The organism is Acinetobacter towneri (assembly GCF_001758345.1).
GTDB lineage: Bacteria > Pseudomonadota > Gammaproteobacteria > Pseudomonadales > Moraxellaceae > Acinetobacter > Acinetobacter towneri_A.
The window spans coordinates 10,597-23,908 of record NZ_MKQS01000008.1; the positions used below are offsets into that span (position 1 = coordinate 10,597).

Consider the following 13,312-nt stretch of genomic DNA (forward strand, 5'->3'; position numbering starts at 1 on the left):
GCTCTAGTTAAGAGCTACAGGGGAAGCTTTATATGCAACAGCAAAAAGAACAAAAACTTACTCGGGTGAAAGATCAATTATCTCAATGGCATGAGCTGAAAAAAGAGTTAGGAAAAGGTGGACAAGGGGTTGTATATAGAACAGCAGATTCCGAGTTGTTAGTTAAAATGCCACTGAAAAATGGTAAAGAAATAACGGATAAGGAAGAAATCAATCATTTTCAAAAGCGGTTTGAAAACCTCTATCTGTTGCCATTAACCAATAAAATGCATATTACGAGACCACTTTATTTGCTTGAAGGGCAGGCTGGTTATGTGATGCAGATGATGCAAGATATGCAACCGATAGGAAAATGGTTGCCGCAAATTTTGAATAAGCAACTTGCTAAAACTTTCACTCGTCCTAGTTGGTTGAGTGAAGAAGTTCCTTTAGAAGTTGCTTACTCATTGGCTATGTATGCTAACACTGGCGGTACTAAGAGAAGATTAGAACTATTGAGCCAGACTTCTATCGAGTTATTAAGATTACATAGTGTAGGAGTGATATTTATGGATATTTCTCCAGATAATATTTACTGCTCAACTAAGCCAGAGCATAGTGAAGTGTGGATGATAGATGCGGATAATTTGCGCTTTGAAGGGGTAAGTTCGAAGTCTGGTGTAATCACTCCACAATATGGTGCACCGGAGATAGTTAAAGGTATTGATGGTGGTAGAGTTGTTAGTGATACTTACTCATTAGCATTATTAGCATTTAAAATGCTCACGATGTCTAATGCTTTTGAAGGACAACTTTTTAGTGATGTCGTAGGTGATGAAGATGACTGGGCAACAGACGATTCAGAAAGTAGTAAGCCTAATTTAGAAGTTCAAGCAGCACAAGGCGAGCTTCCGTTTATATTTGATGCTGAAGACAATAGTAATTCACGAGTCAATGGATTACCTGCTGAGTTGGTTTTAACACCCGATGTACTATATTTTTTTCAAAGAATGTTCGGAAAAGGACGTAAAGAGCCTTGGCAACGTCCGAGTCTTCACTCATTACCGAGGCTATTGGCTAAAGCAGCAGATAGTTCTATTCAATGCCATTGTGGTATGAGTTTTTATTATCAATCTACAAATGATACACAGTCTTGTCCATATTGTAATGAACATCATTCAAAACTTTTGGTCGCTACTAGTTATTTTTATACATCAGAGGGGGTAAGTGATCCAATTTGGACTTGGGTTACTCCTTTTATTGATGGTCAAAATATCCAACTACCACGGCGGATATCTGGTGATTTTGATATAGATCAACACAATATGCCAATGATTGAGGTGAATCAATTTGATCAGGATAGGTTTCTCTATGTTTCAGCAGAGGATGTACGAGTAGATATTCTGGATAATAATCATGTTCAGCAATTAACGAACCAATGGTTTTTGAATGAGCAGCAGATAGAGGAAGGTGTACAGTTATATCTACATGCTCCTTACTCGGTAATTATTGAGATTAAGGTTAAGGAAAATAATGCGATTCAAACAACTCAATATTGAAATAAATCATCTTTTTTGGATAGAACCGCTAGATAGTAAAGGAATTTCTTTTAAACAAGGAGATTTAGGCCAGTTACGTTTGAGTTCACGAACGGGTCAGTTACAGCTAGTTATTCATGGAAAATTATTTACGATTACTTTGCGTGAGCCTATTTTATTTAATGAGATAGTACTTGGGTTTGATCGAGCGAATGCTAATCTGATTGAGATCAGTCGAGTACATCAACAAAAGGATTGGCCTAAAGATAGTGTACAGCTTGAGTTGGCAATGGTGTCCTTTAATGGTTCTGAAATTGAACTAGGCCCAATTGATATTGTATTAGACCCGAGAACATTAGAACAAGCAAAATCTGTAGGTTTAGGTGAGAGTTTCGAGACTATTCAAGTAGCGCTTGAACAATATTGTAGTTTTAGCCTATCTGATGAGTTAGAGCAACAGTATGCAATTGTGATGTTGGGAGAAAGCGCACTAGATCAACTTAAGTATATTGAAAAAAATGAAGATAATCATAATTTGACTAATAAAGAACCACAGCAAAAAATTAAAAATGGTCTAGTTTTATTGGGCAATAATTTGCAATTGGCAGTACAACAATATTCTGCAGTAGATTTTGATTATTTAGGGGTACGCAAGCTCGTGAGTCGTGCTTGTTCAACTTCAACACGTGCACTTCGTTTGGTGAGATTACAGCTCAGTTTTAGCGAACAACAAAAACAGGTGGCTTCTCTTGCTTCTCAGCAGATGCGTAAAATTATTACAAATCAAAAAGGATATTTAGCCACTTGGGATAAATATGGAAGTACAGAGGGTGAACAGTTACTTAAGCGTGCTAGAGAAATTGGTTGCATAGAAGTGATGCCTGAACAGTGTGAAGTCTATGGTGCGTTTGGTAGACAGATGTCTATTTATTTGAATAGAGATCTACGCACTTTATTAACAACTCAAGATGCATTGTTAATGATGAGCCCTGAAACCTCGGTTCCTTATCTCGAAGATCCTGAGATGGATTGGCAGACATTTAGTTCACAATTACTTGAGGACTATAAACAAAAAAAGGGCTTTGATAGCAATCTTTCAAATTGGGATCAACAATCTAATTCAGTGAGTACAGATGCTGAGTACCAAGATAATGTGGCATCAGTAGCTAATGAGCCAAGCCAAATTTTAAAAATTGTTAAAGTTGAGCAAAATCGACTTATTGTAGAAGGAGTTGATATACCGTCGACTAAAATGATTATTGTACAATCTATTATGGGTGATCAAGTGCAGATTGAGCGACGGATGGCAGCTCGTAATGCAATTATTGAGGGTAAAAGTGCGATGCCTCATTTAGGATTGCTTATCGAGGAAGATGCTAGATTACCAAGTGGACGTGTTCAGCGTCCTGAAATAAAACCATTATCGAGTTTTGTTAAAACTAAAATATTTCCTAAAAATCCACCAACTAAGACTCAAGAAAAAGCGATTAAACTTGCTTTGAATACTCCTGATATCATGATTATTCAAGGGCCACCAGGGACGGGTAAAACGACTGTTATCACCGCCATTATAGAACGTCTTAATCAGGAATTGGATAAGAGTAAGTCAATACAGGGTGATATTTTGGTTTCAGGTTATCAGCATGATGCGGTTGAGAATCTATTAAATCGTTTATCAGTAAATGACTTGCCTGCAATTAAATTTGGGCAGCGTTCAGGTGAGAAAGAACAAAATAATGCTACTGATATTAAATTAGATGAATGGCGATTGAAAACTGTTGGAAACATCTATCAGCATGTGCCTGAGTTGAAAGAAAGTATTGCTTATTTACAGCTTGAAAATGAAGCTATAGCGTATGCGACAACACCAAGTGACAGTGCAGCTTTACGATTAGTGAACAAAGCAAAAGCATTATTAATTGGAATACCAAATAGTGCTGAGTTGATAAGTTTATTAAAGATTCTTGGTACTGAACTGAATAGTCAGCATTTAGGTGAGAGCGATGGCATAAGATTTTTACGTGCATTACGGCTATCAAAACCAGCATTTAAGGATGATGGGGTGCAGAGAGTTGCAGCATTAATGGCTTGGTTGGATGAGGAAGAGATCACTATTGAGAAAAAGTATTTAGATATATTACAACAAGCTATGATTTGGCAACCAAAAAATAATCTAGATTTTTTACCTCAATTAAAAGAAGTAAAGCAACAATTATTAAAGCAGTTTACACCACGTCCTCAACTCAAACGCAACTTAGCTAGAGAAGATGTGAAGTTAGCAATACAACGTACACTTGATTTGCTGCAAGATCGTAGTCGTAATGAATCTAAAAATAGAGCCTTAATAGATTATTTGAGTGATTTAGAGGGTAATCCGCATCTAGTGCAAGAAGCATTAGCAGAATACAATTTAGTTTATGGGGCGACAACAGGGCAATCTGAGGGCGAAGTCATTCGTCGTTTTAAATCAAAAAGTGGCGATGGAAAAGGTTATCTGCAGTATAGCACGGTGATCATTGATGAAGCTGCTCGTGCTAGCCCCCGAGATCTGATGATTCCTATGGTGCAAGCAAAAGATCGTATTATTTTAGTTGGTGATCATCGTCAACTACCACATATTGTTGATGAAGCTTTATTGCAGCAGATGGAGCAGGAGTCAGATGATATCCATGAGGATATAAAAGAAAAATTTAATCAGCATATAACAAGTAGTATGTTCCAATATTTATTTCATCGTGCTAAGCAATTGGAGCAACAAGATGGCATTCCTAGAACGATCACGTTAGATGCACAATATCGTAGTCATCCTTTATTAGGACAATTTGCTAGTGATCAATTTTATAAGCTGTATGGGGAAGGGTATGAATCACCTCTACCAGCCAGTAAATTTTCTCATCAACTTGAAGGGATAGAAAATAAAGCAGCTATATGGATAGATGCACCAGCACGGCTGGGGAATGAGGATCGTAATGCCAGTAAGAGCCGATTTAGAAAGGCTGAAGCAGAGATGATTGCTAAGAAATTAAAGCAATGGATTGATAGTGAACAAGGTAAAAATCTTAGTTTTGGTGTGATTTCTTTTTATAAAGCTCAAGTAAATGAAGTAATGAAAGCACTTGCGAAATACCAAATTACTGAACAAGATGAAGCCGGAAATTATGTTGTTACTAAACACTATCAAATGCTTTTTGATCATGCAGGCAAACCTATAGAAGAGCGTCTACGGATTGGTACTGTAGATTCTTTTCAAGGTATGGAATTCGATGTAGTCTTTTTATCAATGGTTCGTTCTCAATCACAAAACTCACAATTTCTGAAAGATCGTAATTTTTCAGCAAAGCAACAAGAACAAGTATTTGGTCACCTGATGTCTAAAAACAGATTATGTGTATCTGTAACACGACAGAAAAAGGCATTGATTCTTGTCGGTGATAGTCAGTTGATTCAAGCACCCATAGCGGAACAGTCAGTACCTGAATTAAAAGCATTTTATGAGCTGTGTAAGAATCATGCGCAAGGAGTATTGCTTACATGAATCTACATATCCCTAAATTATTTAAGGTATTGCATCAGCCACACTCTATTGCTCAATATCATGCTAAAGCGACGCAGGATATTTTATGGCCATGCTTACGTTTTGCGATTTCATTACAAGCGAAAGCAGATCAAGACTTAAATCTATTTGAGAGTACATTATTACGTTTATTAGCTGAGGGAGAAAGTGATCTAGAGAGATTAAGCCAAAAAATGGGGCTTACGAATGAGGATGGCAAGTCTAGCCTTGTAGAGTTTCTAAGCCTTAAATTACAGCAATTAGACTTAATCACCGATAGATTGAGATTAACACCTGCAGGTGAACAAATCCTTGATCAAATTAATAATAATCAAACACAGGTTATTGGTGCAAGTGTATATTTTGATTTAATTAATCACTGTTGGTTGCCAATAATCACTCGTGGTGAAATAACATCAATTAATGTTGAAGCAAATGATGATGGCTTAGTTGAGTTTTGGCAAGGGACTGTAGGTAATCCTACACCAATAAGAGCAATCCCCCTGTTTAGTGAAACAGTTTCTAAAAATGCGCCTAATGAGCGTGATGTAATTGATATTATTAAACGTTCTCGACAGCAAAGAAAAAAAGTAGCATTGTCTTCTAGCAATACTCATCGGGATGGTTTTATTACAAGTAAGGGGACTATATCAGTCAATTCGGATGGTGAATTAGTTTATCTACATTGTTATGCTTTTATGGTGTCTGGTACATATTCCTTATATGTAAGTGATGGTTTTCGTTCAGGTATTCAGGATAGATTTACGAGAGGTTTTAATAATAGGAAGAATCATGATAGTAATTTATCTATTAAAACAGCATATGAAATCCTATATCAAAAAAGCCGAAAAAACTATCCACTTAAGGGTATGCAAAAATCAAAATCACTAGCTAAGATTTACGAGGAGTTAAAGAACAGCCAAGTAAAAAATTCTATCGATCAGTCTGAATACGAAAATAATTTATTATCTTTTGTGAGAAAGAGCTATTACGAGATTGAGAAAATGCTAGCGGAATGTTATGCATTTTCTAAGCTTGAACGCTGTATTTCTGAACTTTCGAGCGATCCACAGCGCAATGCGAATGAAGCAGAGAAAATCGCATTACAGATGGGTTTTAAGTTTAAAGATGGCAAGCTTGTTAATAAATTACTAAAGACAAATAAGGGTAGTATTATTTATCTCAAGGCAGAGCAACCTGAAATGTCAGCCTTATTATTTTGTCATTTGCTTTTAGCAAGGAATGATGAACAGCAACCCATGAGAGGGCTCGCTAAAGCCTACCCAGAGTTATTAAATGATATCGCTAAATTGCGCCGTTGGCGAAATCCGATTGATCATCAGGATGCGAATACTGTGCGTAATGAACTTGGTTTTGAGCAAATTGAATTTATTCATCAGCTTGTAGAGCGAATACGTGAAATTGTATCAGATTGGTTGAAGAGTAATGATAATCAAGTATCAGAGCAAATTACCCCTAATTGGCTTAAAGAGGATATCCGAAGTGAAGCTAACTATAAGTTAAATCAGCATTTTGGAATAATGCGTAGCGTAATGAATGAGCGTGTTTATCAAGGGTTATTTGATGCTTTAGTATTTGCCAATTTAGAGGATGCTAGAGATAGAACAAATGCTTTAGCAGGTGCCTTACAGCATGCTTTCTATCAAGCGTGTCAGTCCCTCGATGTAAATGAAGCAAATGACATCGAATTTATAAAAAGTCAGTTAGTAACTTTAGGTGCTAAACAAATTAGCAAAACTAACTCAAATAAAGTGCAGCAGTCACTTAATGGTTGTAATACAACTCTTGGTGCAAATTTTATTGCTTTTTGGGCACAGATTACGGATCAGCAGAGAAAAGAATTTCCATTTGCTGAGAAGTTAATCACAGCGATAGATCATTTAATCAAGATACGGGGGCATTCTGGTCCAATTTTAGGTCAGCATGAAACTTTAAAAGAAATTGAAAAAGCGGTATTTAAATTAATTAAGATTTTAATGGAGCAATATTGTGGATAAAAAACAGCAACAGCATGACAAAGATCAGGTTGAAAATACTCAGATGTTATCAGGGCAAAAAGAAGAGCTGGCAAAGCAAAAGCTAGAATTAATAGAAGGGCAAAAAGAAGTAGAACGCCAACTTCAATTTGTGAAATTGCGTGAACAGGCTGCTATTAAAAAGGAAGAGGATAATCATGCTCGTAGTCTTGAACTTGAAACACGCCATCAACAACAAGAGGTTCGGCAGTTAGAAATAGAGCAAGGTTTACCGGCTCTTCGAGACAAAATTTTTGCGGAGCGTGATCAACAACTTGCAGATTCAAAACTACAGTTGAAACAACAGTTACAAGATGTAGCAAATCAACAGCAGCAGTTAGAAGCAGAACGTGAGCGACTTGATCGAGTGCAAGAAATCGTTGATGGTGATTTTGCAGAGCAAAGAGCTAATTTGCAGAGAGAATTACAACAGAAACGCTCTGAAGCAAGAGCTGAATTAGATAAGGAGATTCAAGAGCAGCGTGAAAAATGTTTTAAGGTGCTTGAAACAGAGATTCAGCAGCGTCGAGATGATCTTGAAAAAAGCAAACAAGAGTTTGATAAAAAGCAAGCTAAGTTAATTACTGACCAAAATGATGTAAAACTTGATCGAGTAAAAGTCGATGCATTACAAGATTCTCTTGAGCAAAAAATTGCAGAACGTATTCAGACCCGTTTACAGGAGTTTGAACAAAATGAGAAACAGTTTGAATCAGATAAACAGCGTTTGTTAGATCGTATTAAACAGCAAGAAGAATTGTATAGTGCCTATGATGAGCTTAAAAAACTGTTAGGTGACCGCTCAGCAGAGGAGGTGTTGCACGATCTTACGACTAAGAATGAAGAGTTAAAAGTATTGCGTGAAGAGCTCCAACGCCTAAGTCAGGAACCAGAGCAATATTACGATAACCATCGTGCTGAAGTTGCAAAGCTAGAGCAAGCTAATCAGAAGCTACAGGACGAAAAACGCGAACTGCAACGAAATTTGGATACTCAAGAGCAGTTAGAATATGACCAAGAACGTTTGCAAACTAAGTTTAATAGTCTTGAAGTAAGATATGAGGCAGTTATTGCAGATAATAATAAATTAAAAGAGACCTTGGATCGAGTTAGTCCATCTTATAAAGATCCAGCAGATATTAAGGCACGGCTTAGAAATATTAAGCGTCCTCATATTGAAAAGTTTGTGCCACGTCGTCAAGAAAAATCTATTAATGAACTAGACTGGCTTGAAACTATTCGGTCAAAGATTGATGACTATGGGCTACATTTTTCAAACCGTATTTTATGTGCCTTCCATACAGCACTCAAAATTGCTGAATGGTCACCTTTAACAGTCTTAGCCGGTGTGAGTGGTACAGGTAAATCTGAGTTACCTAAGTTATATAGCCGTTTTGGGGGGATAAATTTTATTAATGTGCCTGTACAACCAAATTGGGATTCACAAGAATCAATGTTGGGCTATTTTAACTCGATCAGTAATAGTTATGAAGCTCAACCGATGCTGAATTTTCTTGTACAAAGTCGTGAGAAGTTAATAACAGACAGTGAAAACTCAGAAGATAATTATAATGGTCTTGAAGATACTGTAAGTTTGGTATTACTTGATGAAATGAACCTTGCTCATGTTGAACTTTACTTTGCCGACTTTCTGAGTAAGTTAGAGCAACGCCGTGCTGCGAAAAATAATGATCTACCTTACATCGATATTAATTTAGGTTCTAATATAGATCCTTATAAATTATCTCTTGGTCGTAACTTATTGTTTGCAGGTACTATGAACCAAGATGAAACGACTAAATCATTATCAGATAAGGTGATTGACCGAGGTACTTCAATCTACTTCCCTCGTCCAACTTCATTGCATCGTCGTGAAAAACTTAGAGCATTGCCTGAACAAGCAAATTTACTCCCAATGAGCATTTGGTGGGGTTGGATTAATAAACAAAGTAGCTTATCAGATGAGATTGTAAAACCTTATAAGCAATTAATTGAAAATATTAATAATTGTTTGGGGGCTGATGGGAAAGCATTAGGACATCGTGTTTGGCAATCAATTGAATATTATATGGTGAATCATCCATTGGTTATAGGATTGGATGCACAGCAATACCCTGATGAATATAAAGAGGCGCTAAAGTTTGCCTTTGAGGATCAATTAGTACAGAAGGTAATGCCTAAATTACGTGGGATAGAGACACGTGGATATGCCAAACAGCATTGCTTAGATCCAATTCGCGAAATTTTAGTTAAAGAAAAGTTAGATATTCTTGATGATTTTGATAAGGCGATGCGTATAGGACATGGGCAATTTAATTGGGTAAGTGCAGATTATTTGAACAATGAACAGAGCAATGAACGCTATCAAGAACTATTTAAGCTAGCAACCCCTACGGTGTCATCAGATCAAAAAACTAACGTTCAGCAAGAGTCGGTACAAGGAGTCTAAATGATCAACTTTGCAAATGAAAAGTTGAACGACTTTGGGCAACTATACGGTCGCTATACAGCACAGGAATTTATTGCACAGCAATTATTACAGGGACAGCATTTCTACTTGGTTAATCTTACCTTTGATCCGCTCACAGGTGAAGCATTACCACAACGAATGAGTCATTGGTTAAGTCACGATGGCCATGCACTCGAAAATACTGAATTACAGGATCGTTTTACTTATCTAATTGATCATGCTGTTGATGCTATTAACAATATTCTGATTATGCCTCGACAAACGATTAATAGAGTTCATGAGATGACCCCAGTTTACTTAGCACAACGCCTCGATAGCCGTTCTTTGCAGTGGTTAAGTCGTAAACCTGGCAATAATCTGCGTGAAAAATTAGCAGCTAATCCGCATATTTTAGCTGCTACGCGTAAGATGAGCTTTGATACGCTTGAAAATCGTTTGTTAAAAACATTCTTAATTCGTGCTTTAGGTTTACTCTTAGATCGGCAAGCAGCGAATTTCAAATTAACAGAGCAGCAAGAGACTTTTATTGATTCAATACAGAAAATTTTACGACAGGAGGAGTTTCTTGCGATTAAACCATGGCAGCATATGCCACCTAACAATGTATTATTACAAGATAAACAATATAGAAAAGTTTGGCGATCATGGCGATTGTTAAATCGCCTAGAAGATGATTGTGAATGCCAACAAAAAAATGGTATCGCTTCTGGTTTTAATCTATTTAGTGAATTACTTAAGCAACTCGCAAGTATAGAAAATTGTCTAGTATTAGATCAGGCTTGGGACTTTAAGCTTGATGATTTATCAGCAAGCCCAGCTGTTAAACATACGGAAGAAGAAAATTTAGTTGAGGTTTTGGTTCTCGATCTTGGTAATAATGTAGCAAAGAGTTGTGCAAAAATAATGCCTCATGCCGAATTGCTATTGTCACTCACAATTGATGGTGATATCCAAATACAGCGTCGAGTGAGAGCAGAGCAAACACAGACTTGGCGAATAGAGTTCCGATGTGTAGATGGTTTGATTGATTTAAAAGTCAATTCTAATGTTGATAGTGCTGATTTAAATACTTCTTGGCAAAGAGCGATGCCAAGAAATTTTTCTAGAGTGGCTAAAAGACTTGTTAACGATTTACTACAAGGTGATAGAGGACTTAAGCTGAAGAAAAATCCACAAGTTCAGATATCGAGTGACTTTGTCTCAGTAATGTTTGATGGTGCTAGTTATAAATTTAAAAGTAATGATAAAGTAGGTTGGATAGGACCAAATTTTCTTGATGCATCAGGCTTAGACTGTAGTCAAAGCCTATCATTATCAGATCATGAATGTGTATTTAGCACGAAAGAATTAGCTCAGGTTAATAATAGTGATCTCTATAATTATCAGTTGAATAGTTTTGCAACGTTATTAACGACTCAAATTCGAGTAAATAAAGGGATGCATTACTTGGTGAGAGATCACCATAGTGACTTTGAAACGAGTGATTTACGCCGAGAAATTAATCGTAATTTTAGTAATGTAAATCCATTACCAATAAGTATTGCAGCAGTCTATGCTTTATTGGATAAAAAAATTTTTAAACCTAATGATTTGATTATGGTATTAAGTTCAGACCAAGTCGGTATTTATGCTACGCCTGTATATTATCGTTGCGGCGAACAGATTGGAGAGACTTACCTTGAAAGGCACCCATCTATTAAGCTTTCTCAACAAGGTGAACAACAGTTATTACAGCAAGCTTTAGTTAATTCTGGCTTACCTCATCATATAGCGAAGAAATTTATTCAACTCTATAGTTATAGCGAAATAGTGTTAAATAAGGCACAGCTAGTACTACATGATGGTGAGAACTGGTATCGTGTACCAGCTGGAATTAAAGTAGAAAATATTGATATTTTTGATGTTTTATTGAAAGAAACCTCTGTATTACAGAAAAAAGAAGAAAAAACATACTTTCTTTCAGTTTCTACAGCAATCAAACAACAAAATGGAATCAAATCTACACAGTGGTTAGCTAGTGATCCTCTTTTAGGGTCACAAATTTTATTAGAAAAGCAATTTTTAGCGCCACATAAGATCTTTTGGAAAGATCATTTGCCTCCATTGATGGCCCGTTTACCCGTGCAAGGTATTGAGCAAAATTTTTACTTTGTTGATACTCGTACTTCGGTTAAACCAGAGCGTGGTGTTGCGATCAATATTCCAATAGAAACTCCCTTTACGTTGCCACCAGATAAGGAAGAGATACGTTTTACTATTTATCAAGGTAAAAATAGTCATAAACAGATATTTTCATTACTGTTATCGCTAAGACAACCACTTAAAATGCCCTGCGACTGTAAACTAACACTCACTTATACTTATGGCGATGAACAACCCTATAAATTACGTTTTTCTCCAATAGGTGAAAAAAAACCTTTTCATCATGTGGATGCACAATGGGGTAAAAAGATTGATGATAATGAAAGTAAAGTAGTTGCGATTCCTATTTTTCCTGAGAAAGTTACATTCGAAAAACTATTTACCTACCCTGGTAAAGAAAGGGAAACTAATATTATTGAATGGATTGAACGGAATTTAAATCAACTTGATGATATATATCATCTTAAATTACACGGACGAAATTCAAAAAGGTTTGATTTTAATTACCAAGATATTAAATGGGTTTCTGCTAAGGATTTTGGATTTTATGAATTGCATCCTCAGCATAAAAGCATTTTTGTACATAAAAGCAAATTTAAAGATTTAGATGTAGAAAAACAAATTTTTTCTGCTGATGTATTTACTAAAGAGGGGAGATCTTCGTTAGAAAATATCGGTGAGCAAGGAGAAATCTCAGAATACGATCTAAAAGGCCTGTCAAAACGTTGGCGTTTTCCTATGCTCATTTTTAGTGACCAATCCCGTTGTTTTAATGATGCAGCAGAGTTGTCAACTGATTTCGCCCGTTTAGGGACTCAGGCCATAAAACAGGCTCAAGATTTATTAGTAACTCAGGGCATTAATACAACTCTTGAAAGCGAACTTAAAATGTTCTTGAGTTACTGCCATAAATTAATGCCGCCTCTTGCAGTAAATGATTTATTACAAGCTTCTCAGGATAAAAATTTACTCCGTAATGAAGATACACGATTTAAGTATGCTTTAGGTGATGTAAGTGAATTATGGCAACAACAATTACTTGAAAACCTCTTAGCACCTAGTGATGATACAGGAGGTACACGTGCAACTACGCTTGAAATTTTATCCGTAGCTATGTGGCGTGATAAAGCAGTGATTCATCGTTTAACAGCAGAACAAGTAATTACACTGACTTATCGATTAAATGAGCATTTACTAGAAGAGATTAAATGGCTTAAAAAAGAAGATAAGTTCTTTAAATGGAATTCATTTATTTTACGACTAGAATTGCTATTAGCACTATTACGTACGCGAGAAAGCCAAGATCCAAATATACGTTCGCTGTTTGCGCTTAATAGCGATTTAAGTACACAACTCTTAAGTACAGTTGAAAAAATGACTGATAAACAAGGTGAGGCACTCGCATATCAGCTTGAACAACCTAAAGTAGTAGCTAGAGTTAAATTAGTTGTAAATAAACCAGAGGGCTATCATCGTACACCAGACTTACTATATGCATTAAAACTTTATCTATCAGGGGATGATGGAGCAGATCAAATCATGATTACTGAATTAGTTAATAATGCCTGATAATTATTAGGAAGAATAAATTTTA

5 protein-coding genes are annotated in these 13,312 nt (G+C 36.2%); all 5 read left to right on the forward strand.

Annotated features, from left to right (window positions below; translation table 11 throughout):
• Positions 1–32: 32 nt before the first annotated feature.
• From BJN41_RS05965 to BJN41_RS05985, 5 genes are read left to right on the forward strand one after another with little or no spacing between them, the layout of a single operon-like run.
• Entirely contained in the window at positions 33–1,538 is a 1,506-nt protein-coding gene (locus BJN41_RS05965; RefSeq protein ID WP_070153980.1) for a protein kinase domain-containing protein, read from the forward strand.
• Positions 1,513–5,052, forward strand: coding sequence for a DEAD/DEAH box helicase (locus tag BJN41_RS05970; protein ID WP_070153981.1), 3,540 nt, complete (start codon positions 1,513–1,515; stop codon positions 5,050–5,052). Before BJN41_RS05965 ends, BJN41_RS05970 begins: the two co-directional genes overlap by 26 nt.
• Entirely contained in the window at positions 5,049–7,088 is a 2,040-nt protein-coding gene (locus tag BJN41_RS05975; RefSeq protein WP_070153982.1) for a hypothetical protein, read from the forward strand. Before BJN41_RS05970 ends, BJN41_RS05975 begins: the two co-directional genes overlap by 4 nt.
• Positions 7,081–9,555, forward strand: a complete 2,475-nt coding sequence (locus BJN41_RS05980; RefSeq protein WP_070153983.1) for a hypothetical protein — start codon at positions 7,081–7,083, stop codon at positions 9,553–9,555. Before BJN41_RS05975 ends, BJN41_RS05980 begins: the two co-directional genes overlap by 8 nt.
• Positions 9,556–13,287, forward strand: coding sequence for a DUF2357 domain-containing protein (locus BJN41_RS05985; protein ID WP_010111359.1), 3,732 nt, complete (start codon positions 9,556–9,558; stop codon positions 13,285–13,287).
• Positions 13,288–13,312 lie beyond the last annotated feature (25 nt).